Origin of the sequence: Parabacteroides sp. AF17-28 (assembly GCF_003479205.1) — a bacterium.
Taxonomy (GTDB): Bacteria; Bacteroidota; Bacteroidia; order Bacteroidales; family Tannerellaceae; genus Parabacteroides; species Parabacteroides acidifaciens.
The window spans coordinates 25,447-51,448 of record NZ_QUGV01000007.1; the positions used below are offsets into that span (position 1 = coordinate 25,447).

The following is a 26,002-nucleotide window of genomic DNA, read 5'->3' on the forward strand; positions in this document are numbered from 1 at the left end:
CAAAACGAGATACCCCCCAAGAGAAATGAAAAAATATATTTTTTTCCTATAAGAATGACATAAGTATATATATATTTTTGCGAAGATATTTTAATGCTTCATTAATATGACGTTCTACTGTCTTTTCTGTGATATTGAGTTCAGATGCAATTTCTTTATAACTTTTTTGATCGTTACGGCTCATTTTAAATACCAATTGACGTTGTGGAGAAAGTTCTTCTACTAATTGGTTGATATATGCTCTCAGATCATTCGCCTCGATCTGCTCCTCTAAGTCATATGATTTCTCTACGGAAGAAAGCATGAAAGTACGAAAAGCGTCCTCATTTATCTTTTTACGGAATTGGTTAAAAACAATATTTCGGGTGAGAATAAATAATAGTCCTTTCATATTACTATTATTATCTAACAATAAACGGGAGTCCCACAGCTTAATGAATACCTCGGAAACAACCTCTTCTGCACTTTCTTTAGTATATAAGTACTGGCGGCTAAAGTTATACACTTTTGCCCAATACCGTTGATACAAAAGACCGAAAGCTTGTTGATTGTCTTGTTTCAATAATAATATTAGCTCCTTATCCTCCTGCATAATGAGAGACAAAGATAAGAATTTCTAATCTATCCTCAACAAATATATTTAGAATGTCATCTTTATCCGTATCTTTGTCCCGTTAAATATATTCAGTATGAAGACAAAGAAGAAAGATTCGTTTATGGATTACATCAAGGCGAACCGAAAAGGAAGTAGGGAAGCGGAGATTGAGAATCACGGCCATCCGGTCAGCTTTAACCGGGTGCATGTATCGAAAAAGGTTTATAACCGTAAAAGAGATAAGGCAGATGCCCAGAGGCGTCTGCCTTATTTGTTATTGACTGTTTGTCTTAATTAATGGGAATGGTTGTAGTTGCGGGCCGGGTATTTTTCCTTAAACCATTCTACTAACCTTCCGTCCTTAAAACTCAGGATATAATATCCTTCCGTATCTTCCATCATGGAGGCTGTCTTATAGCTGATGCTTTCAATCGCCCCTTCGGGTGTCATGCGGGCACCGGCAGACTCAAAATCTTTTCCTAACACAGAGATTACTTTCTTCTTGGTCATTCCTAACTCGATATCTTTCATCTTGCCGTCCATCTGGTAAGGCTGCATAAGTGTTCCGCAGCCTGTCAACAGCAATGCGACTAATAACATATACGCCCATTTCATCCTATTCATATGCCTTTATTTTTATGGTTTGTAAACACGAAGCTAAGATAGTACTATTTTGTACATAAACAGGAGGAAAGCATATAAAAAAAGAGGAAAACCTAAAAGATTTTCCTCTTCTTGAGAGCGGAAGACGGGGCTCAAACCCGCGACCCTCAGCTTGGAAGGCTAATGCTCTATCGACTGAGCTACTTCCGCATGTTCAATTAAAAAAGGTGGGCAGTGATGGATTCGAACCACCGAAGTCGAAAGACAGCTGAGTTACAGTCAGCCCCATTTGGCCACTCTGGTAACTGCCCCCGTTATTTTCAATTGCAGTGCAAAGGTACGATTATTTTTGAAACCTGCAAGTGTTTAGGCTGAAAAATTTACCATTTTAAGTGCGGTAACTGCAGCCTCATCGCCCTTGTTTCCGTACTTGCCGCCTGCGCGGTCTTCGGACTGCTGCATGTTGTCTGTTGTTAATAAACCGAATATGAACGGGATATCATACATCAGGTTGAGTTCCGTAATGCCTTGTGTAACGCCGGAGCATACATAGTCAAAATGGGGAGTATCACCTTTTACAACGCATCCTAAAACGATAACGGCATCCAATTCTTTGGTTTCAGCCAGTCTTTTTGCTCCGAAAGTCAGTTCGAAACTGCCCGGTACTCGTTTCACGTATATGTTTTCTGCTTTTACGCCATGCTTTTCCAGTGTGTTGCAGGCACCTTCCAGTAGTTTTTCGGTGATGTGCTTGTTCCATTCCGCTACGACAATACCGATGGTCATGTCCGAACCATCGGGAACACTATTGAAGTCGTACTCCGATAAATTTTGATAAGCTGTTGCCATATTCTTATTATTAAAAGAAAAGGATGTCTCGTCAGAACAAGGCATCCTCTTTTATGATTATAAATACTGTGTAAGCAGATGATTTTATTTATTCAAAGCAGATGCGCGTGTGATATATTTATCGATGTCGCTTGCTTCCATTGAATTGTAATACTTCTCTTTGATTGCTGTATAAGCCTTGACAGCATCTCCATACTGTTTCAGGTTCTCGTAAGCGATACCGGCTTTCTTCAGGTATGCCGGGCTGACCACTTCGTTGTCGGCCTGTTTGGCTGCTTTTTCGAAATAGCTGATACCTTCCTTGATGTTGCCCATATTGACGTAGCAGTCGCCGATTAGGCCGGTTACAGCCGGAGAGATCATCTTGTCGCCACCGCTAAAAGATTTCAGCATATCCAGCGCTTTTTCGTTATTGCCCATCTTGAAATAGCAAATACCTGCGTAAGCTTTTGCCAGATTTGCGGCAGATGTGCTGCCATACTGGTCGATGATGGCTTCGAATCCTTCATAGTCTGCACCATTACCGTTCAATGCCAGGTTGAAAGAATCTCTTGCAAAGTATTGTTCACCTTTGAACATAGCTGCTGCGGCCTTCTTCTCCTGCGGGATCAAATATCCGTGTTTGATACCTAAAACCGCTCCAACAACGAGTGCGATAGCGATGATACCATAAATGATTTTCTTTGAATTGTTTTCAATGAACTGTTCCGATTTCGAAACAATTTCTTCGACCTCTAACTCTTTGTTGGTGTCTTTTTCCTTAGTAGCCATAATGTTTTATAGTTGTTATTATTTTATCACTGTTTTATGCCTGTGGCAATTCAAGTCGCAAAAGTAGTTTTTTTTACTGAGAAAATCTATACTTAGAAGTATATTTTTTAATTTTGTGCGACTAATATAGTGCGGATGATACTTAAAAAGCTTTCTATACTCAATTACAAAAATATTCTCCAGGCAGAAGTTTCTTTCTCTCCCGAGATTAATTGCTTTTTCGGGAATAACGGAATGGGAAAGACGAATTTGCTGGATGCCATTCATTATCTCTCTTTTTGCAAGAGCCATGTCAATACGCCCGACTCCCAACTCATTAATAATAGTCAGGATATGTGTGTGTTACAAGGTAATTACGATTATGAAGGGCGGGAGGAAGAGATATTCTGTGCCATCCGCCGCCGGCAGCGGAAACAGTTCAAACGGAATAAAAAAGAATACGACAAGCTGTCGGAACACATCGGGCTATTGCCGTTAGTGATGGTGTCGCCCGCCGATTCCGAACTGATACAGGGCGGGAGCGAGGAGCGCCGCCGTTTCGTCGACGTGATCATTTCGCAGCAGGACAAGCCGTATCTGCATGCGCTAATACAATATAATAAGGCGTTGCTCCAGCGGAATTCATTGCTGAAGGACCAGTGCACGGACGCTTCCCTGTACGAAGTGCTGGAAATGCAACTCGATATGTACGGGCGGATGGTGTATGAGAAGCGGCAAATGCTGGTAAATGATTTCACCCCGATATTCAATGAATACTACCAGACGATCTGCCGTTCGACCGAACAAGTCGGCTTGCGCTATATCTCCCAACTCGAACGCGGCAGCCTGGCGGATATGCTGGCTGCCAACCGGGAGCGCGACCGTATCCTCGGCTATACCTCGACAGGCATTCATAAGGATGAGTTGGAGATGACGCTGAACGACTACCTGATCCGCCGTGTCGGTTCGCAGGGGCAGAACAAAACGTATCTGATCGCGCTCAAGCTGGCGCAGTTCGTTTTCCTTTCACGCCGGGGACAGGCATGTCCGATCTTGTTGTTGGACGATATCTTCGACAAGTTGGATGCCGACCGGGTGGAGCAAATCATCAAATTAGTGAGTGGCGACCAGTTCGGGCAGATATTTATTACGGATACGAACCGTAAATATCTGGATGCAATCCTGCAGTCGATCAATCACGGTTATGCTCTGTTCAGGGTCGAACAGGGCGAAGTCCAACCGATGGAGGAAGCGGGATGATACGCCGGAATGCACAGACATTGGGCGAGGCGATCCGGGAGTTCTTCGAAGACAACGCCGAACTGCGCGGGAAGATTTTAGAGATACGTGTCCAACGGGCCTGGGGCGAGATCATGGGGCCAATGGTCGCACAATACACACGTAATATATATGTAAAGGACCGTGTGCTGCATGTTTCCCTCACATCCTCCGTCTTGCGCAGCGAATTGGTATTGTGCCGGGAGCGTTTGATAAAGAGCTTGAACGAGTATGCCGGGGCAGAAGTTTTGCAGGATATCGTGATCAGATAATCTCTTTTTCGGTTACGATCAGGTCCATTTTTCGGTCGAACGGTTCGACCGGGATGGTGTCTTTCAATTGGAAATCATAGCAGATACCTATTTTAGGCACGTCCAGTGTGGAAAGCAGGCGATCGTAAAAACCTTTTCCCCGCCCGAGGCGGTTACGCCCGCGGTCGAAGGCGACGCCGGGAACTATCACCAGGTCTATCTCGTTTTCCGCAACCGGCTGGCAGGTTTCCGTCGGTTCCAAGATACCGAAAGCTCCGGCTTTCAGGGATTCTTTTCCGGCATAAAGCAACAATTGGAGGTCGTTCCCTTTCACAACAGGGAGAAGAAGTCTCTTTTTCAGGTACCATTTTTCGATAAAGGCAGCCGTCTGTACTTCTCCCGGAAGGGCGTGGTAGAGCGCAATACAGGAAGCTTGCCGGAAGAGATCGGTCTCTTCCAGCCGTTCCGTTATCTTAGCAGAGAGTTCCAGCAATGCAGTCTTCGTATATGATCTCTTTAAGGAGGCCATATCTTCTCGAAGTGCTTGTTTGGCTTTGTGCAATTCCATCTTCTGTTATATTTTTATTTTCCGGTGTCGGAACCGATTTACCTTCGTTCAGCACTTTGATCGCACGTTTCAGTGTGACGTCGTCATTCTGGAAAATAGGATAGAAGCCCGCTTCGTCAAAGAAGTTGCGGACGATGTAGGCATGTATCTGTTTCTCCATCAGCTTGCTCGATATGTTGATCAGGTGCGGGCGTTTCTTGATGCCTTTCGCTGTCGCGTAGTTGATGAAGTCGGACAGCAACGGTTGCTGTTGCAGGTATTTGTACAACTCCTGGTAGGTCTTGAAAGAAGACAGCTTGTCGTAATTGCGGTCCGAGTATTCGAGTGCATACAGGTTCAGCGTTCCGCTATTGACCACATTGGAGAAATAAGTCGTCACGCCGCTGGTGTCGCGCGGGATAAAGATATCCGGCATGATACCGCCGCCGCCGTAAACCGTACGTCCCATGACGGTCTCGTATTTTTCGCCATTGTCCTGTTTGATGCTGTCGGCAGAGTCAAACTCTCCGTGCATGAAACGGTTGTAGATATCCTGTTCATATTCGTTGTCCTTGCCCAATTCATATTTTTTCTGGATGCAGCGTCCGGACGGCGTGTAGTAGCGGGCGATTGTCAGGCGGATTTCCGATCCGTCGCTAAGTTGGATCGGCGACTGCACCAACCCCTTGCCGAACGTACGGCGGCCGATGATCAGACCCCGGTCGTTGTCCTGGATCGCCCCGGAGAAGATTTCGCTGGCGGAAGCCGAGAACTCGTCTGTCAGAACTACGAGCGGTGCATCCTGGCAAGTGCCGGTTCCGTTCGTATAAACATCATTGCGCGGGAATGCCTTTCCTTCAGTATAGACGATCAGGCGGCCTTCCGGCATAAACTCGTTGACCATATTGATGGCGGCATCCATGTAACCGCCGGTGTTACTGCGGAGGTCGATCACGAAGGAAGTGCAGCCGGCCTGTTTCAGTTTGGCGATTGCCGTGATAAATTCGTTATAGGTTGTACGTCCGAATTTGCTAACTTTGATGTAACCGATTCCTTTGCTCACTTCGTAAGCCACATCGACGGAGTTCACGGGAACATCGCCACGGGTTACATCGAAATACAACAGGTCCGGTTCGTTTTTCCGTTTTACTCCTAACTTGACGGTACTGTTCTTGGCTCCGCGAAGTGTCTTCATGATTACTTCCTGGTCGCTCTTGTTGCCGGCATATAAGGAGTCGTTGATTGTAATGATACGGTCGAACGGTTTCAAGCCTGCTTTTTCGGATGGTCCGCCGGGGATTACGTTAATGACCAAAACGGTATCCGTCTGCATATTAAAGGAAACGCCGATTCCGCTGAACGATCCTTCCAGGTCTTCGTTCACCCGTTGGGCGTCTTTGGCCGGTATATATACGGAATGCGGGTCCAACTCGCTGAAAACCTTAGGGATGGCATCTTCTACCAATTGTTTCATATTGACCGTGTCGACGTATTGTTCGTCAATGATGTCGAGTATGGCATTGATCTTGTTCCCGCTGGAATAAATATGTCTCTTACCCTGTGTCAGTCTAAGGTAATGATTTCCTACAAAGATCCCGAGAGCAACACTTAAAGCTATAATCACAGGCAGCCATACGGACAGCCTTCTATTCTTCTCCATAAAAACGTATCTTTATTCGTTTATATCTTCTATGTAATCAATAATAACACCTGCGCGACGCAATAGGTTGCAACCGTCCTCCACCCTGTATTTTTCAGAGTAGACCACCCGTTTGATTCCCGATTGGATGATAAGCTTGGCACATTCGATGCAGGGTGCAGATGTGACGTAAATAGTCGCTCCTTTGCTGCTGTTTGACGAAGCCGCCACTTTTGTGATTGCGTTAGCTTCGGCATGCAGGACATAGGGTTTGGTGACATTATTCTCGTCTTCACAAACATTCTCGAAACCAGATGGCGTACCGTTATATCCGTCAGAGATAATCATTTGGTCTTTAACTATCAGTGCCCCAACCTGTCGTCTCTTGCAATACGAATTTTCCGCCCATACGGCCGCCATCCTGAGATAACGTCTATCCAATTCGAGTTGCTTTTCCTTCTTATCGCACATCGTTTTCTGATTTTATATACCTTATTATATAATAGCAGACAAAGGTACATATATTTGGGATATATGGAACAGCTTTAACGGTTTTTGTTTACCTCCGGTGGATTTTGAAAAAGATCCCGACGTCCCTATCGGATTTTCCAAGTACGCTTTTGGAGGGGGTATTATCAGGGGGTTATTGTATAAAACGTATTTTTCCGGCTAAAAAGAGAACTGAAACTAAACAAATGTTAATCCACTTTTTAGAGCTCAAAAAGGGACTTTTTCGCCTTTTTTGAGCGTTTCCATCAATTACGACCGTCCTCTTTGCCACTGCGACCGTACTAATGTGTAGTGCACTCGGCACCTCGCGGAGATTAGCACGGTCGTAATGGCGATTTGGACGGTCGTAATTGGAAAGAGGACCGTCTAAAGGGCAAAAAAGCCCCTAAATTTCCTTGCGATATTTGGGACGCCGTCCGTTTTATTTTGCTACAGGCGATTCTCCGGGAGTTAAGCTTTATCACTTTGTCGGTGTTTCCGGTTTTCGGGAATTAAATTGCACGCTTTTTGGAATGGGCTCGGCACCCCTTTCCGACTGTTGTCAGCAGGAAAGGGTAAATCCGTGAAAAAGGTCAATCCAAAATGGATCAAGATTTCGGATGAAATAGAAAAATTACGAAAATGGGGGTTATTGTAATAATTGAATAGTTGGATCTCTCAAATATTGATAAAAACTAAACTTACGGAGAGTGGTATCTGCTTGAAGGCTTTTGTTCGCTTTAGGTATAACGTAAAGGGAAGTAATAAAGAATGATATTTAATATGTTTATATTTATTAGGTTTTTAGAATATTTATCTATTATTTTGCGATAGATAAATATTCTAATATCATGATATTGCAATTCTTGATAAATGGCTTGATAACAGGAATTCTGTATTCTCTTTTGGCTATCGGCTTTTCGTTGGTATATAATACGACGAGAATCTTTCATATTGCAGCGGCAGCATTGTATGTGATCGCCGCGTATGCATTTTATTTTTTATCGAACCGGATAGGATTGTCTTTCCTGATTTCTATTGTTGGTGCAGTGGTATTTACCATGTTGATGAGTCTTTTGGTTGAGTTATTGATCTATCGCCCTCTAAAACGAAAGAAAGCATCGTTGAATGTGGTTATGATTGCTTCTATTGGTGTGATGACAGTCTTGGTTAATTTGGTTGCCATGTTTTTTGGTAATGAGACAAAAGTGATAGATAATTCTATACAGAGAACCTTTATGTACGGTGATATAATCATTACAACTCCCCAGATGTATCAGCTTTTCGGCGGAGGGGCAGTCATTCTTTTTTTTATACTTTTTATTTGCTATTCCCGTTGGGGGGTACAGTTCAGAGCGTTAAGCTCCGATGAAATCCTGTTCGAGGCGTTGGGGTATCGAATGAAGCAGACCCGGAGTTTTGTATTCTTGTTGAGCGGAACTTTTATTGCTTTGGCCAGTTGTCTCACTGTTTATGATGTCGGCCTTGATCCGAATATGGGAATGAATGTGTTGATAAATGCGATGGTTGCTATGATTATTGGTGGGGTGGGACGTTTTAATGCCTGTATTCTTGGCGGCTTGCTGTTGGGTATATTGCAGTCGTTGGTAGTTTATCAATTTGCATCCAACTGGCAGAATGCAATTACTTTTTTGGCACTGTTATTTTTCCTTTTTCTGCGTCCCCAGGGGATTCTCGGATATAAACAACGTACCGTCTAATGGAATATATTCTACATATCGTCATTATGCTCAACATCTATATATTATTGGTGCTGAGTGCAAATTTGCCTATTGGAATGGCAAATTTGCTAAGTATGTGTCAAGCTGCTTTCTATGGGATAGGAGCTTATATTAGTGCTTATTTTTTGATGCAGTTCGATTTGCCCTTTATTGTTGTTGCGGCGATAATCATGTTTACTACGGGACTGTTCAGTTACGTAGTCTCGTTTGCTTCGGTGAAGTTAAAGGGAGATTATTTTATTTTGGCCTCTCTCGGCTTTCAGATGATTGTCTATACCATATTATATAATTGGACAGATGTGACACGTGGCCCATATGGCATTCCCGGTATTCCCGGTATAAAGATACTTGGGATATGGAGTCTTCCGGGTGTTTGGGGATATTGTATTTTGACAACTCTGGTCTCTTTGGCAGTAATTGGTGTGTTCCGGAGAATAAAATACTCGCCTTATGGAAGAGTTTTGAAAGCGATGCGGTCGGATGAATTGTCGGTACAGGCTTTGGGGCGAAACACGATGTTGTTTAAGGCTTGGGCTTTTTTCTTGTCTGCTGCATTTTCCGGATTGGCTGGCCTGTTTTATGCATCGTATGTCAGTTATATCGATCCTACCAGTTTTACGCTGGATGAAAGCATTTTTATTGTTAGTGCTTTGTTTATTGGTGGTGTGGGTAATATCAAAGGACCTGTTTTGGGTGCGGTATTTGTAGTTCTGCTTCCTGAGATTTTACGGTTTGTGGGAATGCCGGATGCTATTGCTGCCAATATGCGACAAATCATTTATGGAGGGGCTTTGATTTTAGTTATGTATTTCCGTCCGCAGGGGTTGTGGGGAGAAAATGTGTTGAAATAGAATGATACTACAATTGAAAAATATAAAGCTCAGTTTTACGAATACTCGTAGTGAAGTGTTCAATTTGTTGAATGGCGTAAATCTGAACGTAGAGAAAGGGAAAATAACGGCATTGGTTGGAGGAAATGGAACCGGAAAGACCACTTTGTTTAATGTTATTTCCGGTTTCCAGAGTGATTTTAGTGGTGATGTTATTTTTGACGGTAAACGATTAAACCATATTTCTGCCCATCGTATCTCTTTGATGGGGATTGGGCGTTTATTTCAAGGGCGTCAGTTAATGGATGATTTGACATTGATGGAAAATATGAAGATCGCTTCAGATGACAAGACGGGGGAGATGCCGTTCGAGCCACTCCTGTTTCCTAAGAAAATTGCCCGTAGGGAGAGAGAAAAGGAGGAACAGGCTGTGGGTATTTTGAAGCGCTTGTTCGGAGAGAACTGTAAGTACTTGGATATGCTCAATTATAAAGCTTCTGCTTTTTCTTATGGCGAACAGCGACTGATAGCTATTGCCCGTCTGTTGATGGGAAATGACAAACTGTTATTACTCGATGAACCTACGGCCGGAGTTAATCAGGTTTATATTGAAACAATAAAAGAAATGATTCGTAAAATGGTTTGTGATGAGGGTTTGACTATTTTGCTGATAGAACATAATATGCATTTTGTACGTGAACTGGCTGACACTTGTGCCTACCTTGATGACGGGATTATCGCAAAGGTGGGGCCCACAGCTGTAGTGCTTGATGATAAAGAGGTGCGTAATAGTTATTTAGGGTTATGACGGAACTATTAAAGATATCAGGATTTACAGGTGGATATGTTCCCGGTGTAAATATCTTGCAAGGAATCGATTTGGAACTTCATCAAGGTGAAGCGGTCGGGATAATCGGGCTTAATGGTTCGGGAAAGTCCACGTTGGGGAAGGCTATCATGAATATGATACCTTATAGGGAAGGTGAGATTGCTTTTGAAGGAGAATCGATCACTCATCTATCTACCAGTGAACTGGCGCGACGTGGTATTTCGATAATGCAGCAAGGAGGCCAAGTGTTTCATGAGCTTTCTGTATGGGATAATTTGCAACTTTCATTTGGATATAAAAAAAACAATGCCTACATTTCGGAATTGAAGTCCATTATCCCTATTTTGCGGATGCCCGAGAAGGTGTTAAGGACTAAGATGGCGGATAAGTTAAGCGGTGGGCAGCGGCATCAGTTAGCGTTAGCTATGGCATTGGCCCAGAATCCCAAGCTGCTAATTTTGGATGAACCGAGCGCGGGACTTTCGCCCCGGTCGATAGAAGAGATGTATGAGATACTGGAGGTTGTTCGTGGGAAGATGAATGTGACGGTGGTGCTGATTGAGCAGAATATTAATAAAGCGATTGGGTTTTGTGATTGTTGTTTGCTGCTGGGGCAAGGGAGGATTGCTCATCGATTTGTGGATAAGGATATTAAAGATATAGAATTAGTAATGTTTAAAAAATAGAAAATCATGAAAAATATTCTAATGAGCTTGTGCGCTATTTTTTGTTTTTTTGTTTGTTCTTGTGATTCTAATGAAAAAAGTGATAAAATCCATGTGGGAGTTTTAATGCCTTTGACAGGAGATATTGCTTTTCTTGGACAATCATTTACTAATGCGATTCTGATGAATGTTGATACAACAAGAGTGAAATTGTTTATTCAAGATACAAAGGGAGAGCCTAAAACTGCAGTTAATATTTTGAATCAAATGATAGCTACAAATGGGTTAGATGTGGTTGTGTCTTTAAAGCCAGCAGTGTCAGAAAGTATTAACCCTATATTGGAAGCAAAAGGAATCCCTCATTTTGTATTTGCATTTAGTCCAGAAATCACAAATGCCAATAATGTGATAAAACAGTATCCTTCTTCTGATGCGGAAGATATGGCATATTTAAATTATGCTTTAAGTAATGAGAAAAAAAATATAGTTTTTTTACGTCATATTTTTCCTGATGCTGAATTAGCTTATAAAACAATAGTAGTTCCTAATGCTCAAAAAATGGGATTGAATGTGCATGATGTTCCATTTGATCTTTCTGTAAAAGATTTTAATAATTTGACGCAAAAAGTAAAGTCTTTGAATCCAGATTTGATCGTAGTACAATCTTTATCGTATAACTTTTTGAATATAGTTAGAAGCTTTCATCATGCAGGTATTTTGGACAAAATGTTTGGAGACTTAAATTTTGGTGATTTGTATACATATGATTTTGCTACAGTGAAAGAAATGGATAATATTCCATTTTTAGGGTTGTCTTATGTTTTAACGGAATCGTATAAAATATTTGAAAAACAATATTTGAAAAAATATGGCGATAGACCTAATATTCTTGCTGCCTATCCTTATGATGTGATGACTATTATTAATAACTTGAATAAAAGTGGGGTTAAAAAGGAAGATATTATTAAGTATTATAATGATAATGTGGTTAATGGAGTAACAGGACGATTATGGTATGATAAAAAAGGTAATCAAAATATAGATTATCAAATTATGAGCTATCATGACGGGCAATTTGTTTCGGATTTAAATTGAGTGAAATATGAAACGTTGCTGTGTAATTACTGATATTTTAGAAGAAGTTGATTTAGCTAAATTAGTAAGTAGTTCTAATTTGGGTATAATAACATTGGACATTGGTCGTATGGATGCTAAGGATTCGAAGTGGTTGCCTTTAGAACGGTATACTTCTGAATTAGGAATTGGATTGCATCGAGCTATTTCAAACGCTTTTATTGATAAATTCTCAAAAGAGCCTATTGGATATTTATTTGAACATTATGAATCTAATAAAATTACATCTAATATTATAGTTCATTCTTTTGCTGTAACTGATCGTATCTTGGAATCTGTTAAGGATAGTGGTACTTTATTTAATCTTAAGAAAGATGAAGATACTAACGTCGATAGTGGTATAGAGTTAGATATTACTGGTTTTTGTGATAAATACTATCCTGTCTCTATTGATACAGAGCAACTATCTCCATTTGAAAAATTTTGTTCATATCAGCAATTATTTACGGATTATGTTGCATCTATATATAATAAAATTCATAATAGTCAAGTCGTAAAATATGTCTCAATAGTGCTGTTTGCTTATCGCTATTCGGATGGTATATATCATTTTACTCATAATGCAGCTATTTTTAGTAATAATTTGCAGTATTTAGAGCGCGATATAACAAGATTAATGTTTAGTTATATTACTAAGTCTAAATATCTGAATGAAGTTGAGCTTCTAAGAGACAAGACGAATATAGCTGCTGTTAAATCGGCTAAAGCCGCAATAATGTCTCGTAACATGAGCCACAATCTTGGTAGTCATGTTATGTTTTATATAAAACAGAAACTTAATTCTGTTAGTAAAATGCTTGATAGTGAAGTTCTTAAAGATCTTTATCCAGATGCAATAGAATCATTATCTAAGGATCTGAAAAATAAGGAATTTGAAATGCCTTTTTTAGTAGGGATGGGGAGATTTATTAATTATTTGCAAGAGCGACAAGATTATATAGCTACGGTTGCAACGGATTACATACCAGCTAATTCTACTATTAGTTTTAAGGATTTTATATATGATGAATTAAAACCTGATTTGCGTTACAAACGGCATAAAGAGAATAATTCATCTTCTACAGAAACAAAGGGACATAAACCTAAAAATCTATTGATGGATTTTATAGCTTATTCTGAAGGTTATGAAAGTAGTGATGAAATTTGCTTACGGTTTGGTGAGTTTACAGGAAAGAATCCAGAAAGAGAAAAGCAAAAAGAAGACTTTAAAAAATTAAGAGAATTTGATGTAGCACTTCCTGGTGGAGTCATAGGACGTCAGGCTTTTTTCTCTATTATTGAGAATATCATTCGTAATGCTGCTAAGCATAGTGGAAAAAGATCTGACAATAAATTAGCTATTGATCTTAATTTTATAGATATTTCGAAAAAGGAATTATTTGGAGATGAATTGTTATATGATACAACTATTTATGGTGGAAAAAGAGTTCCTGATTTGCAGCAAAAGTATCTTGATGTAGGAGATAAATATTTTGTACTTGCTATTACTAGTAATATGCCTAACTCTAAGGAGTCAATTAAGAATCTCGAGAAGGCCCTTTCGTGTAGTTATCTTGATGAAGAAGGAAATATGGATGATAAAAGTAAAGGGATAAAAGAAATTCGTATTTCTGCTGCTTGGTTACGTGGCTATTTTATTGACACTGAAATACCTGAAAAAGAGCCTCCTGTCATAGCGATACGTGGTGTCAAGATGGATGGGGAGAAGGATAAATATGCTATTCAGTATTATGTATGTTTGCCTAAGCCAAAGAGGGTAGCTTTCCTTATTTCAAAAGAATCAGGTTTTTTAAATATAGATTCATTCATTGAGAAAAAATTGAAAGAAAATAGTTGTAATATTTTTGAATGTACGAATTTTGATAAGCAATCTGATCCTGCGGAATTTGGGGATTTGCCTGATTATGATATAGTTGTGTGCTGTGATAAGGATTGTAGTAGAATAATACCGGTGCTTTCATCTCGTGTTATTAAGTATCAGGAAATCAATTTAAAACATTTGAAATCAATTATTTCTGCTATAAATCAATATAAAAAGGGTTTGGAATCGCAGGATAGTAAAATTAAGGATTTAGATGATGAGATTAAAAATAGAATAAATAGAACTTATAGGTTATGGTATGAACAGGTTTATGGTCAGAATAATGATAAACTTACAGTGATGGATAATAAATCAGAAGTTCATAAATTAGAAGCAGATAAAATAAGTGTTAATTTGAAAGGGACGTCGGAAGATAATATAACGTCTTTTGAAGATGCTGTTATTTTTGCGACACATTATGAAGGAATGATTCAAGAACAAAAAAAACATCAAGATGATCCCCGGAATTATTCTGATCGTTCTTTATTATTTGCCGAGGCATGCTTTGTGGAGGGGATAACAGGTAATAATTCTACTGATAGACTAATTCGGCAAAATGGCTGGACTGAAGAATGGAAATATAAACACTTAGCTGCAGGGAGAACAAGGATAGCGATATTTGATGAGCGTATTTTTAGTTCCATATCACCTTTAGTAGAAAGGAAAAGAATCTCAGTGAGTGAGATTCTTGATAATTATCTAAAAGAAACAGTAGAGGATGAAAAATCAATTTATAGCTTAATCTGTTACTTTAATGAATCGAGTGATGAGTTTAAAAATAGGAGTTTGGCTGATAGTGATAGGATTATAATCCAATGTCAAAGTGTAGGAATAGATTTTTTAGACATAGAGAATCTAACTGAGGCTAAGCGGAATAATCTTATCCAAATACTGGAAGAAAATTACAATAAGAATGTTCACACTACTAATTACGTACTAAATAGGACCCAGAAATATCATGAGATGAAGATATGGGCTTATGATGTAAAGTGTTATGAAGAGCGGAAGGATGATTTGGGAAAGATTGTTCAGGATGCTCGTGTTGATATAATAGGCTATAATGCCCCTATAACACCCAAAATAGGAATCTTTGATCAAGCAAACTATGATGTGGAAGTTATAGCAACTATTAGAAAAAAGAAGATGAACTATGAGATTGAATTAAATAAGATGCAAAGTAATTCTTTTGATTTTATATCTATTCATCAAGGAATACTTGATAAAATGTATGCTACGTTTAAAGTAGAAAGTGTTCAAGCTACAGACAAACTAACTATTAAAGAAAACCAAGCAATTGAGAAATGTAAGATCACTCATACGCTTCATCGTATATTGTCTAGACAGGAAACTCCGGAAGAAGTTACTGGATATTTGCCTCAGTTTATTATTCATTCTGGGCGCTCTAAACCAAATACTGTAGATATGCCGCAGAAACAGCCTTTTTTGCAGTTCGCGGCTATTGATCATGCTGTGAGAGATTGTAAATATACTTTGTCTGAACTTTTATTTTCGGCTCATTATGAAAAAGGTTTTAATAATAACACGCAGCGGTGAGTTTAATCCGGAGAAGGCTTCTATGATCTCAAAAGCCATCAATAAGGAGAATAAATGTGGTACAGTTCAAACAGTGCAGGATCAATTGAAATATCATCCTGTAAGATTGAAGGCTTTTCTTAGTGTTATGAAAGAAATAGATATTCATGGTGTGAGACTTGATAAGAGTGATATTGGGACAATCAAGAAATTTTATTCGGATATCCAAATACGATATAGCCTCAGTTTTGAAGAGTGGAAGAATATTTATTTTAGTAAACCGGAAATGTCTAAAATAAAATTTTTGAAGAATAGAGACCTGTGGAATATAGTTACAAGTATTGGTGAGATGCGAAAGCCATTATTGACAGATTTTCAAGATTTTATTTGTTCTAAAATAGCTGAAGAAAATAAAGATAGTACTTCGAGGATAAACGATGTCTATGTGACGTTTGAACCTGAATGTGTAAAAGATAATATTCAGGTGACTTTAGTATTATGGGATAAACTGGAAGATGCTACTGATTTTGTAGAAAAAGAGTATAGACTAGGATTGATAAAAGCAATTTGTAATGATTGTGAAATAAATGAGTCGGATGAAAAGATAAATGGTAATATGCTTTATGTGCATGATAAACAATGGGGATTATTGAATAAGCAAGTTGAATTATTCAATCGGATGAAAAATAGAAAAATAGATTGGGATGATGAGATAATGACGAAAGTAGAGTTTGATACTTTAAAGAAATATTTTTCTTATGCCTCATGCTTTCAACATACTGGTGGTGAGGGTTCTCTGTTTAATAATATATGTCAGTTAAATTTTGGTTCAGATTTTATAGTGAGAGTCTGTGATGAAGTAGAACGTGTATATATAGATATATTTGAGGCTAAAAAATATTTAGATAAACAAACAGCAGATGAGTTCAAAAATTGAAATTTATTTGGCGCAAACCTATTCTGTTTCGGCTAATACTAAGAGAATTGTATTGTCACCTCTTTTATCATCGTCTGTGAGTATGTTGATTGGTGAGTTTGTAGGTAAAATTGTGATAAATAAATGTGACGTTAATCATGATATTCAATTTTATGTTGTTTATCACAGTTTATCTGATTTAGTTTCAGGTAATCAATACCTTTTTGCTCAAGATTATTATATAGCTGATTACGAAAGAAAAAAAAATGAGAATGGCTGTTTCTATTCTTTAAGTAAAATTGGTGATTCATTCAATACAGTGAATTTACCTGTTTTGGCCACAAAACTTCCTATGATACATATAACTATATTTGATATCTTGAAAGAAAGTGAGAATATGAGTTACATAAACGAGTATGTTTATAGAAGGTCCAGTCGGTTTAAATCGATAATGGATAGTAGTATTTGGAATTATTATCTTCCGATTACAACCCCTGCTGTAACAACTGAAAGATTTAAGAATATTGTAAAGAAAATACATGATAATGTACAGAAAAAACTTTATCGGTATTGTGTTGCTAATGAATATGCAGAACTAAATGCTCGCTTAGTGAAAAACTCTTATTTAAGTAGAGAATTACATGTTCATGGTTTTTCTGTTTCACCATTTGTATTTCATTCGGAATATGAAATAGAGAAAGACTTGTTGAAAAGATTGGCGAAAGTATGTATAAATGACAAATCTCGATATAATAAAAAAGATTTGGAAGATGAAAAAGTGAGGGAGATAAAAATAGAAAAAGATAATGCTTTTTGTTTTGGAGCAAAATGGAGAATATTATTATTAGATGATTATGCCAATGAGAAATTGAAAGAAATAAATGGCAATACAGAGAATGTAAATATTATTGATAATGAGCACCAAATAAAGGAAGAGAGTAGAGTTGTAACGGGTAAATTGAAGATTATTATTGATGATTTAAGATCTATTGGGTGTGCTGATATTGTATGGTGTTGTCCTACAGAATATGAAATAGAAAACAAATGGGCTGTTAATGGTAAGCAAAAATCTTGGAAGTGGTATGATAGTAATGGTGTTGCATTAAAAAAGTATACAGATCCTGATATTGTTATTGTTTGTGCAAAGACTGTAAAAACAGCATTGAAATTACTTGTTTTTCAACGTTACGATATAATTTTATTGGACTATTTATTAGCAGAGAGAAATGATAAAAAAGATAGAGAGTATAGTTATTATCTACTTAAAATTTTATATGAACTAAAGAAATATAGTGAAAGTGGCGAGAGTTATGGAGGAACTATTAATGAGTCATTGTGCAAGGCAATAGGTATAAAGCTGTATCAATCGGTTAATGAAAAATTTGTCTATCAGATTGAAGGTGTAGGAGGAGAGTGTAGAAATATGAATATAAAGAACTTGTTTGGACCTGATAACAGACTATACTTTATGCATATTTCAGCTTTTGTTTATGCCATTCAAGAGCGGTTACAGGAGCAACATCTATTGCGTAGTGAATCTTTTTGGCATATAGCACGTGGTGCGTGCCCTACTAATACTCCTAAATTATTCCTGTTTTATCTTTATCGGGTTATGGAGAAACGATATGAATCGATTACGATGCAAGAAGGTGAATGTGTTGGTTCGCTGATAGATTTTTTGAGCGAAATATTTGAAGAAGGTAGGCCAAGGATGAAATGTGTAAATAAGTTCAATACGCTACTTAATTTGCGCGCCCAATACAATCGGATAAAAAATGATGTCTATAAAGAGGAACGTGAATTATTGAATATGAAAGCAGGGGAAGAATTGATAAACGGATGTTCACCTCTTGATTGCAGAAGTTCACGATTGATATGTTCGACCTTTAATGATATTTTGTATTATGGAAATTCATTTTGGGAACATTTGCAACATCTTATTTATTTGATAGCATACGGTACTATTCGCCAATGGACTGAGATGTGGGAAGAATATACTTTTATCAAACCCAGATTGATGCTGAATGATGAAAAAGGGGAGAAAGTCTGTAAAGCAATCGAAGAATATATAATTGCACTTAAAAGCAACTCTTAAATTATGAATTACGGTCGTTTTTTTGTATTGGATCTGGAGTCTTCCGACTTGTCAAAAGGCGTTGCGGTGTTTAATTATCGTAGCGTAAAGGCTTATGACTATACTTGCGGTCCGTTGACTCCTAAATATCCGGTATTTCTTACAATAACCAAAGACGCTATTGAATTTAAAGTGCATTATGTACAAGGCAGGCTAAGTCATAATGAGGAAGGAAAAAAAGATAGTGAAAAGGCGGCTACAGGTTTCTTTGATTTAAGAGGAGTGAATATAACTCACCAAACGGATGAAGATTTTCCTAAGGATCAGCTGTATAGTGTACATGTAGAGGCTGTTATTTTATCGCTTCCATTGTCTTCCGATCTTGACGTAAAGGATTTTCTAACTGGTGCTGTGAAAAAAGCATATTCTGTGGAGTATCCTCGTTCGGATAAAAACCAAGAAGGAAAAGAACGAAATTACCTTCTTCAATTGATTAAACAGAAACAGCTGAAATCTACGGATGAAGATGATAAAGGGATATCTTTTTCTTCTTTACCTGTTTTTGGTATCTATTCTGAAAAGGGAAAGGAACGTAGAGCTAAGATGAAACAGAAAAAAGAGGAGATAGACTATAATGCTGATATAGAAGAAAATGGGCAAATAAGTAAATTCCTACGCAAATTGTTGCTTGACTTTATGTTCGATCTTGAACATACGGATGTCTTTAAAAATGCGGCTAACTATGAGGAGTTTGCTATTAAACTGAGAGGAAACTTTTTCTTTGTGGCCTTGATGAGTAAAGCTAATTTTTATTATTACCGGGAGGTCTTGAAAAATGAGTTAAAACAAAATTTGGATAACAGAGCCTATGCATTAAAGAAGATGAAGTTTCAGTCTGTCTTTCTGGACAGTGCTGAAAAACGTTGGATAGATGCTTTACAGAATCCTCTGGCTAATAAAGAATTTCCTCAATCGGACAATTGGTATAAGATAAATGAGCATTTATTCCGGAAAAAGAAAAATAAACGTTTTCAAGGTTGGTTCTCCGATCCTGAGACAGAGTTAAGCCGCGTGTATTATGCAGATAAAAAACATAATATCAATTCGATAACAGTTAATCAGATGATTAGTCACTGGCAATATCCGGTGAAAAAAGTGTTTATCCATCTGATTCAGTTTATGATAATGGTCATATTGCCTTTGTTGGGAATTTGGACGGTGATGTCATTCATCAAGAGATGGTTGTTTACTGCCGTTCCTTTTCCTTGGGAGGTTTCTCCGGTGTGTTTTTATTCCATGCTCTTTCTTTCTATAGCGGCACTTCTGGCCTATGTAAAAATTTCAGGGAATGCCAAAGGGTTAGAATTGAGGATGGAAAGAACTTCTCAATGGTGTATCCGGCGCTATGATTTTGTAAATACCTCCATGCATATCGGTAGATGGCCTGTTGGATATATTGGAATGTTTCTTCTGTTGGGATGGTTCTTTTATGACATTGCATGGGGTAATTTATCCGGTGGTAAGGATATTTTGATTGCAATCGCATCATTGATTATAATTTATAATACAGTAGTCAATCTCTATTATAAAATACTTCCGATCGCTTTTTTCTCTGGTCCGTATTGGTATTTTAGAGGAGTTCACATTCTATTGCCTCGTTTGGCTGCAGCTATCGTTACGGCTTGGATTACAATTACATTAAGTGAGGATATGTTTAAAGCCTTTTTTGATTTGTCTCACCAACCGTTTCCTATTACAGCAGTTATGTTGACTGTTGTCATATTGGTATTCGTATATTTTGAGATAGGTAAGATTGTTCCCTATTTGAGTCCGGTAAAGAAGATTCTTCGTTCTTTGTCATTACTTTTAATCGGTTTTTTCTATGCTATAGTTACAGGTTTTCTGTTTATTGCATTCTCTGCAGATAGGTTTATAGAGAGAAGTGATTATCTCGATGATTTTTATGTGAATAAAGTTTTGATTAAAGATTCGGAGTATAAAGTTCAAGATCCTGGATTTTTTATGGTTAAAGAATTTTATGCAACAGTTGCGAAGCAATTTAAACCGGAGTTGTTTGATTCTGTTGTTCATGCGGTCAATGAATATAGTGCAAATCAAACAAATCTACGTCAGGAACCGTATCCCGAGATTGCAGAGCGTCTGCTGAAGATGTACATGATAGATTCTTTAGATTATAATCGGTTTACGGCTTTGAGTATTGAATTGATTAAATCGTATACGGCAGAAACAAATAATAGTGTAAGTGAAAAAATAGATCTAATTTATGAGCATACAACGACTTCACATGTAATACAATCTAAAATAGAACGTGCTTATATGGCTTTAGACTCGTTGAAGGAAATAGATAGGTTTACTACGCTCAATGCATGTGCATTGGATTCATTATGTAAGCGTTTCTTTATATGTTCGGATAACCATCAAATATATAGAAGAGGGCTTTCTTCCATAAAGTATACTCCTGGGGCGGGTAAAGAATCGCCTTTTAATATTGCCGAATCTTTCTATATTGGTACTGCTAAGCGAATTGAGTATATTATTTTGTGGGAATTTTTAGTTCAGTTTGCTTTTGTTTCAATGTTCATTGGTATATTCTTACAGCTTATTCTGGAAGAGAAGCCCGTGACTGAGCCGGTTTGATTATTAATCTTAAAAGAATAATGTTATGGATAGAAGGAGGTTTTTCCCGATTTTATTGATTGTTTTCTGTATAATAGTTTTGGTCTGGCTGTGTGAAACTATTATTTGTATTCATTGTAAAATACCAGTGAGTGACATTTTTAGTTTACATGGTGTATGTTTTTTTTCAGCAATTGCTATTTTTATTCTGATGCTTATTGTCCTGGATATCACAAGGGAAGATTATACACGTAATAAAGAATTGGATGATATCGAAGTTGAAAAAAAAGAATATTGTTTGAAGATTGGAAAAGAAAAAGGGAAATGTCTTCAAACAAACGTCTTTGCATTGGAAATGATAAAATAAGGGATCAAGGTGAAAAAGAAGAAGAGACCTCCAATTAACCAAACAAGGATACATTAATATTTAAAACATCGGTATTTGGAGATCTCTATACTTTTTTATTTCTTTATCCCATTCCTCCTCAGCAGCGCCTCGATTCCCGGCTCCTTTCCCCGGAAGCGTTTGTAGAGGATGTCCGGATCTTCCGTGCCGCCTTTTTCCAGGATGTTTTCGCGGAAGGAGCGGGCGGTTTCCCGGTTGAAGATACCGTTTTCTTTGAACAGGGAGAAAGCATCGGCGTCCAGGACTTCCGCCCATTTATAACCGTAGTATCCGGCGGAGTAACCTCCGGAAAAGATATGTCCGAAACTGCTGCTCATCAGGGTGCCGGGAACTTCCGGGACGATGACGGTTTGTTTCCATGCTTCTTTCTCGAATGCGATCACGTCGCCTTCAAACGGCTCTGTACGTGTATGCCAGGCCATATCCAGAAAACCGAAGCTCAGTTGGCGGCAACAAGCGTATCCTACGTTAAAGTTGGCGGCATCGACCAGTTTTTGTACTAATTCCTGCGGAATCTTTTCTCCGGTCTGGTAGTGGACGGCGATCTGGTCGAGGAATTCTTTTTCCGTCAGCCAGTTTTCCATCAGTTGGGAAGGCAGTTCCACGAAGTCGCGGTAGACATTCGTCCCGGAAAGGCTTGCGTAGGACCCTTTCGCAAACATACCGTGCAGGGCGTGTCCGAACTCGTGTAGCAATGTGTAGACTTCGTCGAAGGTCAATAAGGACGGCTTTGTCTCGGTCGGACGGGTGAAGTTCATCACGATAATGATCTGCGGACGGCTGTCGCTTCCGTCCCCTTCGCGGTATTGTTCCTTTACGCTGTTCATCCAGGCGCCCGATTGTTTGCCGTCGCGCGGATGGAAGTCCGTATATAATATGGAAAGGAATTGGCCGTCCGCGTCGTACACTTCGTATGCATCCACTTCCGGATGATAGACCGGTATCTCTTTATTCTCTTTGAATGTGATGCCGTATAATTGAGTCGCTAACCCGAATACGCCTTTTTTTACGTTGCCCAGTTCGAAATAAGGACGCGTCATTTCGTCGTTCACCTTGAAACGGATGTCTTTCAGCTTCTCGGAATAATAACTCCAGTCCCAAGGCATAACGCTCATGTTTTCTTTCTCAATCCCTAAAGCAAAACCTTGTATGGCGCTATATTCGTTGACGGCAACCGGTTTGTAAGCCTCCAGCAGTTCGTTGAGCAGCTTGTAGACGCGCACCGGTGTTTTGGCCATCGTGTGTTTCAACTTGTAGTCTGCATAATTCGTGTAACCCATCAGGCGGGCGATTTCCAACCGGATATTGACGATTTTCCGGATAATCTCTTTGTTGTCGTATCCGTCCCCTTTGTTGCCGACGCTCATGTATTCCCGGTACATCTTTTCACGTAATTCCCGCAAAGCCGAATAGCGCATGAAAGGCACATAGCTGGGAGCCGAAAGGTTGAACAGCCATCCGGCCTTTCCTTTCTCTTTGGCCCGGAGCGCAGCCGCTTCCCGTATGCTTTCGGGAAGGCCTTCCAGCTCTTCTTCTTTTGTCAAGAGCAGCTCGTAGCGGTTTTTATCTTTTAGCGCATTCTGATCGAATGTCAGGGAGAGCCGGCTTAATTCAGAGCTGAGTTTGCGGTACTTTTCCTTGTCTTCCGGGTTGAGGGCGGCGCCACGTACGGAAAAAGCCTCGAATGTTTCTTCCAGCAGGCGACCATCTTCCGTTGATAGATGCAACATCTCTTTCTGCCCGTAGATGCTTTTTACCCGTGTAAACAGTTTTTCATTCAGGTAAATATTATTGGAGCTATCCGACAACTTGGGCGATACCCGTTGTGAAATTTCCATCATTTCGTCGTCCGCTTCAGCATTCAGCACATTGAAAAAGGCGGAACTGACCTTATCCAGCAGCCTGCCGCTTCGTTCCAACGCGACAATCGTATTCTCGAAAGTCGGCGGTTCCGGATTATCGGCTATTGTCCGGATTTCTTCATCCAATAGCCGGATGCCTTCATCGAAAGCCGGTTCGTAATGAGCTGTTTTGATTTGATCGAACGGGGGAGTCCCGAAAGGTGTCTGGTAAGTCCCGAAAAAGGGATTTTCGCTATTTTGCTTCATATTCTTTGGTGTTATCATATTTATATAACAAAGGTACGGAATAATCGGTAAATAAAAATGTCTTGATTTTCGGGCTTTCTGAAATTGGTGCATTTGGCAGTTTTTAACAACCTTGCATGTGTTTGACAACACATATACTGATAAGTCCTAAAACGTAACAAATTATTTATCAAACTGTTCTGAAATAGTAAAAAATGTAATTTCTAAATAAATATGAAAGCAAATTTGTTTTTTTATTTTTTAAGTGATACTTTTGGTCAGAATATAAAACCGATTTATTTATTATCACGTTAAAGCATAAACTTAAAACCAAATATAAAGTATGAGTTATCTTAAATTTGACAAGACAGTCATGATAAATTTGGAGGAGTCTTTGACCCGTGAAGTCCTCCGAACAAACCGAAAGGGGGCCTATCATTGTACAACTGTCGTTGATTGTAATACAAGAAAATACCACGGACTGCTGGTAATGCCTGTTCCTGCAATAGATGACGACAACCACGTGTTGCTGTCGTCTATGGACGAAACGGTTATTCAGCATGGCGCGGAATTTAATCTTGGATTACATAAGTATCAGGGCAATAACTTTAGCCCGAAGGGACATAAATATATTCGTGAGTATAGTTCGGAAACAGTGCCCCGGACCGTTTATCGTGTCGGTGGCGTTATCTTCTCGAAGGAAAAGGTCTTTTCCCTGTATGAAAACCGTATCATGATCAAGTACACTTTGGAAGATGCCCATTCGGCGACAACCCTGCGTTTCCGCCCGTTTCTGGCTTTCCGTAGTGTAAAATCACTGACACAGGCGAATGGGAATGTGAATCAAAGTTTTGAAGAGGTTACGAATGGTATCAAGACTTGTATGTATCCCGGATATCCCGAGCTTTATATGCAATTCAACAAGAAAGTGAAATTTGTGTATGAGCCGAATTGGTATTTTGGAATAGAATATCCGAAAGAGCAGGAGCGGGGATATCCGTATCAGGAAGACTTGTATGTGCCCGGTTACTTTGAAGTCCCGATCAAGAAAGGGGAATCGATTATTTTCAGTGCAGGCGACAGTGCTGTCACGACGACCCGCCTGAAAAGTTTGTATGAACAGGAGGTCGATGCCCGTACGCCGCGTACCAGCTTTTTCAACTGCCTGAAAAACTCGGCGCAGCAGTTCTATTTCCGTCCGAAAGAAGACGATGCTTATTTGTTGGCCGGCTATCCTTGGTTTAAAGTCCGTGCAAGAGATTTGTTCGTCGCTTTGCCGGGTTGCACCTTGTCTATCGACGACCCTGTCCGCTTTGAGAAAATCATGAGTACGGCTATGCCTGCATTGCGTGCCTTCATGTCGCAGAATAGTTTAGATCCTGTGATCCGGGAGTTGGAACATCCGGATGTGCCTTTATGGGCAATCTGGGCTATCCAACAGTATGCAAAAGCTGTCGGCGTGGAAAAGGCCCGTGAGTTGTATGCCGATTTCGTACATGAAATCCTGGAATATATTTCCGGCCAGAAACATCCGGATATGAAGTTGATGGATAACGGTTTGCTTTTTGCAAATGGCCGTGATAAAGCGATAACCTGGATGAACTCCACTATTAACGGAAAACCAGTGGTGTCCCGTTCCGGTTATATTGTAGAATTCAACTCTCTTTGGTATAATGCTCTTTGTTTCTATACGGAACTGGTCGGTGGCGCACCGGTTGAGAAGTATGACAAAATTATCAAGGCGCTGGATAAATCGTTCCCCGAAACATTCATAAACGGGTATAATTACTTGTTTGATTCGGTTAGCGGTTCAACGGTTGACTGGAGTGTCCGTCCGAATATGATCTTTGCTGTTGCACTGACTTATTCTCCATTGACGAGAATGCAGAAACGGTCAGTGTTGGATATTGTGACGAAAGAGTTGTTGACGCCTAAGGGGTTACGTTCTCTGAGTCCGAAAAGTGGAGGATATAAACCATATTATGTCGGGCCGCAATATGAGCGGGATTTAGCTTATCATCAAGGTACGGCGTGGCCGTGGTTGCTGGGAGCTTATCTGGAGGCTTATCTCCGTGTGTTTGGAAAAGGCGGGGTGCCTTTCGCCGAACGTATGCTGATAAGCATGGAGGAGGAGATGTCATTGCATTGTATCGGGACAATTCCTGAATTGTTTGATGGTAACCCTCCGTTTACGGGTAGAGGAGCTATCTCGTTTGCAATGAATGTGGCTGCTATCCTCCGGGTAGTGGATTTGTTGAAGATGTATAATGCCGAATAAAACAGTACC

At 39.4% G+C, this 26,002-nt stretch carries 22 protein-coding genes and 2 tRNA genes; 14 read left to right on the plus strand and 10 right to left on the minus strand.

The window, feature by feature from the left end; genetic code table 11:
* Nucleotides 1-46: 46 nt before the first annotated feature.
* A complete protein-coding gene (locus DWW90_RS06555) occupies nucleotides 47-592 on the minus strand; it encodes an RNA polymerase sigma-70 factor (RefSeq protein WP_122344414.1) in 546 nt (181 codons plus the stop codon).
* Between the two features lie 97 nt (nucleotides 593-689).
* Between DWW90_RS06555 and DWW90_RS06560 the strand changes: the two genes are divergently transcribed.
* Complete coding sequence (locus tag DWW90_RS06560) at nucleotides 690-893, plus strand: hypothetical protein (protein WP_122344415.1); 204 nt, start codon at nucleotides 690-692, stop codon at nucleotides 891-893.
* On the opposite strand, the gene DWW90_RS06565 is transcribed toward DWW90_RS06560, so the two are convergent.
* From DWW90_RS06565 to DWW90_RS06585, 5 genes are all read right to left on the minus strand, one after another.
* On the minus strand, nucleotides 890-1,219 hold the full coding sequence (locus DWW90_RS06565) for a hypothetical protein (RefSeq protein ID WP_115500438.1): 330 nt from the start codon (nucleotides 1,217-1,219) through the stop codon (nucleotides 890-892). The two genes, DWW90_RS06560 and DWW90_RS06565, sit on opposite strands and share 4 nt — an antisense overlap.
* Before the next feature lie 116 nt (nucleotides 1,220-1,335).
* A tRNA-Gly gene (locus DWW90_RS06570) sits at nucleotides 1,336-1,408 on the minus strand.
* An 18-nt stretch (nucleotides 1,409-1,426) separates the two neighbouring features.
* Nucleotides 1,427-1,509 (minus strand) — tRNA-Tyr (locus tag DWW90_RS06575).
* A 55-nt stretch (nucleotides 1,510-1,564) separates the two neighbouring features.
* Nucleotides 1,565-2,047: a 6,7-dimethyl-8-ribityllumazine synthase gene (ribH, locus tag DWW90_RS06580; protein ID WP_115500452.1), complete on the minus strand. Its 483-nt coding sequence runs from the start codon at nucleotides 2,045-2,047 to the stop codon at nucleotides 1,565-1,567.
* Between the two features lie 84 nt (nucleotides 2,048-2,131).
* A complete protein-coding gene (locus DWW90_RS06585) occupies nucleotides 2,132-2,818 on the minus strand; it encodes a tetratricopeptide repeat protein (RefSeq protein WP_115500437.1) in 687 nt (228 codons plus the stop codon).
* A 135-nt stretch (nucleotides 2,819-2,953) separates the two neighbouring features.
* On the opposite strand from DWW90_RS06585, the gene DWW90_RS06590 reads away from it, so the two are divergent.
* A complete protein-coding gene (locus DWW90_RS06590) occupies nucleotides 2,954-4,057 on the plus strand; it encodes a DNA replication/repair protein RecF (RefSeq protein ID WP_122344416.1) in 1,104 nt (367 codons plus the stop codon).
* Entirely contained in the window at nucleotides 4,054-4,347 is a 294-nt protein-coding gene (locus DWW90_RS06595; protein ID WP_115500435.1) for a DUF721 domain-containing protein, read from the plus strand. The genes DWW90_RS06590 and DWW90_RS06595 overlap by 4 nt, the downstream gene beginning before the upstream one ends.
* On the opposite strand, the gene DWW90_RS06600 is transcribed toward DWW90_RS06595, so the two are convergent.
* Genes DWW90_RS06600 through DWW90_RS06610 form a run of 3 tightly spaced genes read right to left on the minus strand, consistent with a single transcriptional unit; the run spans nucleotide 4,340 to nucleotide 6,983 of the window.
* Entirely contained in the window at nucleotides 4,340-4,855 is a 516-nt protein-coding gene (locus DWW90_RS06600) for a 5-formyltetrahydrofolate cyclo-ligase (RefSeq protein ID WP_233547661.1), read from the minus strand. The genes DWW90_RS06595 and DWW90_RS06600 overlap by 8 nt on opposite strands.
* Complete coding sequence (locus tag DWW90_RS06605) at nucleotides 4,800-6,533, minus strand: S41 family peptidase (RefSeq protein ID WP_115500433.1); 1,734 nt, start codon at nucleotides 6,531-6,533, stop codon at nucleotides 4,800-4,802. The genes DWW90_RS06600 and DWW90_RS06605 overlap by 56 nt, the downstream gene beginning before the upstream one ends.
* Nucleotides 6,534-6,545: 12 nt before the next feature.
* Entirely contained in the window at nucleotides 6,546-6,983 is a 438-nt protein-coding gene (locus DWW90_RS06610) for a dCMP deaminase family protein (protein WP_115500432.1), read from the minus strand.
* A gap of 869 nt (nucleotides 6,984-7,852) precedes the next feature.
* Here DWW90_RS06610 and DWW90_RS06615 point away from each other — a divergent pair.
* From DWW90_RS06615 to DWW90_RS20380, 10 genes are read left to right on the plus strand one after another with little or no spacing between them, the layout of a single operon-like run.
* Nucleotides 7,853-8,722, plus strand: coding sequence for a branched-chain amino acid ABC transporter permease (locus DWW90_RS06615; RefSeq protein ID WP_122344418.1), 870 nt, complete (start codon nucleotides 7,853-7,855; stop codon nucleotides 8,720-8,722).
* The gene (locus DWW90_RS06620; RefSeq protein ID WP_122344419.1) at nucleotides 8,722-9,594 is read left to right on the plus strand and encodes a branched-chain amino acid ABC transporter permease; all 873 of its coding nucleotides are present in this window, start codon (nucleotides 8,722-8,724) and stop codon (nucleotides 9,592-9,594) included. The genes DWW90_RS06615 and DWW90_RS06620 overlap by 1 nt, the downstream gene beginning before the upstream one ends.
* A 1-nt stretch (nucleotide 9,595) precedes the next feature.
* Nucleotides 9,596-10,381, plus strand: a complete 786-nt coding sequence (locus DWW90_RS06625; RefSeq protein WP_122344420.1) for an ABC transporter ATP-binding protein — start codon at nucleotides 9,596-9,598, stop codon at nucleotides 10,379-10,381.
* Nucleotides 10,378-11,088, plus strand: coding sequence for an ABC transporter ATP-binding protein (locus tag DWW90_RS06630; RefSeq protein ID WP_122344421.1), 711 nt, complete (start codon nucleotides 10,378-10,380; stop codon nucleotides 11,086-11,088). The genes DWW90_RS06625 and DWW90_RS06630 overlap by 4 nt, the downstream gene beginning before the upstream one ends.
* A 6-nt stretch (nucleotides 11,089-11,094) precedes the next feature.
* A complete protein-coding gene (locus DWW90_RS06635) occupies nucleotides 11,095-12,162 on the plus strand; it encodes an ABC transporter substrate-binding protein (RefSeq protein WP_122344422.1) in 1,068 nt (355 codons plus the stop codon).
* Nucleotides 12,163-12,169: 7 nt separating this feature from the next.
* Nucleotides 12,170-15,616, plus strand: coding sequence for a hypothetical protein (locus tag DWW90_RS06640; protein ID WP_122344423.1), 3,447 nt, complete (start codon nucleotides 12,170-12,172; stop codon nucleotides 15,614-15,616).
* A complete protein-coding gene (locus DWW90_RS06645; RefSeq protein ID WP_122344424.1) occupies nucleotides 15,582-16,532 on the plus strand; it encodes a hypothetical protein in 951 nt (316 codons plus the stop codon). Before DWW90_RS06640 ends, DWW90_RS06645 begins: the two co-directional genes overlap by 35 nt.
* The gene (locus tag DWW90_RS06650) at nucleotides 16,516-18,606 is read left to right on the plus strand and encodes a hypothetical protein (RefSeq protein WP_147382404.1); all 2,091 of its coding nucleotides are present in this window, start codon (nucleotides 16,516-16,518) and stop codon (nucleotides 18,604-18,606) included. Before DWW90_RS06645 ends, DWW90_RS06650 begins: the two co-directional genes overlap by 17 nt.
* A gap of 3 nt (nucleotides 18,607-18,609) precedes the next feature.
* Nucleotides 18,610-21,243, plus strand: a complete 2,634-nt coding sequence (locus tag DWW90_RS06655; protein WP_122344426.1) for a hypothetical protein — start codon at nucleotides 18,610-18,612, stop codon at nucleotides 21,241-21,243.
* Between the two features lie 25 nt (nucleotides 21,244-21,268).
* On the plus strand, nucleotides 21,269-21,589 hold the full coding sequence (locus DWW90_RS20380; RefSeq protein WP_147382405.1) for a hypothetical protein: 321 nt from the start codon (nucleotides 21,269-21,271) through the stop codon (nucleotides 21,587-21,589).
* 95 nt (nucleotides 21,590-21,684) lie between these two features.
* Here the strand turns inward: DWW90_RS20380 and DWW90_RS06660 are convergent, their stop codons facing one another.
* A complete protein-coding gene (locus DWW90_RS06660; protein ID WP_122344427.1) occupies nucleotides 21,685-23,736 on the minus strand; it encodes a M3 family metallopeptidase in 2,052 nt (683 codons plus the stop codon).
* A gap of 322 nt (nucleotides 23,737-24,058) precedes the next feature.
* Here DWW90_RS06660 and DWW90_RS06665 point away from each other — a divergent pair, with 322 nt between their 5' ends.
* Nucleotides 24,059-25,993 carry a glycogen debranching enzyme N-terminal domain-containing protein gene (locus DWW90_RS06665; RefSeq protein WP_122332992.1) on the plus strand — a complete coding sequence of 645 codons (1,935 nt, stop codon included), beginning with the start codon at nucleotides 24,059-24,061 and terminating at the stop codon, nucleotides 25,991-25,993.
* The last annotated feature ends 9 nt before the right edge of the window (nucleotides 25,994-26,002 follow it).

Coding starts and splice junctions, on each gene's coding strand:
- DWW90_RS06555 (WP_122344414.1), bottom strand. CDS start 592: ATGCAGGAGGATAAGGAGCTAATATTATTATTGAAACAAGACAATCAA.
- DWW90_RS06560 (WP_122344415.1), top strand. CDS start 690: ATGAAGACAAAGAAGAAAGATTCGTTTATGGATTACATCAAGGCGAAC.
- DWW90_RS06565 (WP_115500438.1), bottom strand. CDS start 1,219: ATGAATAGGATGAAATGGGCGTATATGTTATTAGTCGCATTGCTGTTG.
- ribH (WP_115500452.1), bottom strand. CDS start 2,047: ATGGCAACAGCTTATCAAAATTTATCGGAGTACGACTTCAATAGTGTT.
- DWW90_RS06585 (WP_115500437.1), bottom strand. CDS start 2,818: ATGGCTACTAAGGAAAAAGACACCAACAAAGAGTTAGAGGTCGAAGAA.
- DWW90_RS06590 (WP_122344416.1), top strand. CDS start 2,954: ATGATACTTAAAAAGCTTTCTATACTCAATTACAAAAATATTCTCCAG.
- DWW90_RS06595 (WP_115500435.1), top strand. CDS start 4,054: ATGATACGCCGGAATGCACAGACATTGGGCGAGGCGATCCGGGAGTTC.
- DWW90_RS06600 (WP_233547661.1), bottom strand. CDS start 4,855: ATGGCCTCCTTAAAGAGATCATATACGAAGACTGCATTGCTGGAACTC.
- DWW90_RS06605 (WP_115500433.1), bottom strand. CDS start 6,533: ATGGAGAAGAATAGAAGGCTGTCCGTATGGCTGCCTGTGATTATAGCT.
- DWW90_RS06610 (WP_115500432.1), bottom strand. CDS start 6,983: ATGTGCGATAAGAAGGAAAAGCAACTCGAATTGGATAGACGTTATCTC.
- DWW90_RS06615 (WP_122344418.1), top strand. CDS start 7,853: ATGATATTGCAATTCTTGATAAATGGCTTGATAACAGGAATTCTGTAT.
- DWW90_RS06620 (WP_122344419.1), top strand. CDS start 8,722: ATGGAATATATTCTACATATCGTCATTATGCTCAACATCTATATATTA.
- DWW90_RS06625 (WP_122344420.1), top strand. CDS start 9,596: ATGATACTACAATTGAAAAATATAAAGCTCAGTTTTACGAATACTCGT.
- DWW90_RS06630 (WP_122344421.1), top strand. CDS start 10,378: ATGACGGAACTATTAAAGATATCAGGATTTACAGGTGGATATGTTCCC.
- DWW90_RS06635 (WP_122344422.1), top strand. CDS start 11,095: ATGAAAAATATTCTAATGAGCTTGTGCGCTATTTTTTGTTTTTTTGTT.
- DWW90_RS06640 (WP_122344423.1), top strand. CDS start 12,170: ATGAAACGTTGCTGTGTAATTACTGATATTTTAGAAGAAGTTGATTTA.
- DWW90_RS06645 (WP_122344424.1), top strand. CDS start 15,582: ATGAAAAAGGTTTTAATAATAACACGCAGCGGTGAGTTTAATCCGGAG.
- DWW90_RS06650 (WP_147382404.1), top strand. CDS start 16,516: ATGAGTTCAAAAATTGAAATTTATTTGGCGCAAACCTATTCTGTTTCG.
- DWW90_RS06655 (WP_122344426.1), top strand. CDS start 18,610: ATGAATTACGGTCGTTTTTTTGTATTGGATCTGGAGTCTTCCGACTTG.
- DWW90_RS20380 (WP_147382405.1), top strand. CDS start 21,269: ATGGATAGAAGGAGGTTTTTCCCGATTTTATTGATTGTTTTCTGTATA.
- DWW90_RS06660 (WP_122344427.1), bottom strand. CDS start 23,736: ATGAAGCAAAATAGCGAAAATCCCTTTTTCGGGACTTACCAGACACCT.
- DWW90_RS06665 (WP_122332992.1), top strand. CDS start 24,059: ATGAGTTATCTTAAATTTGACAAGACAGTCATGATAAATTTGGAGGAG.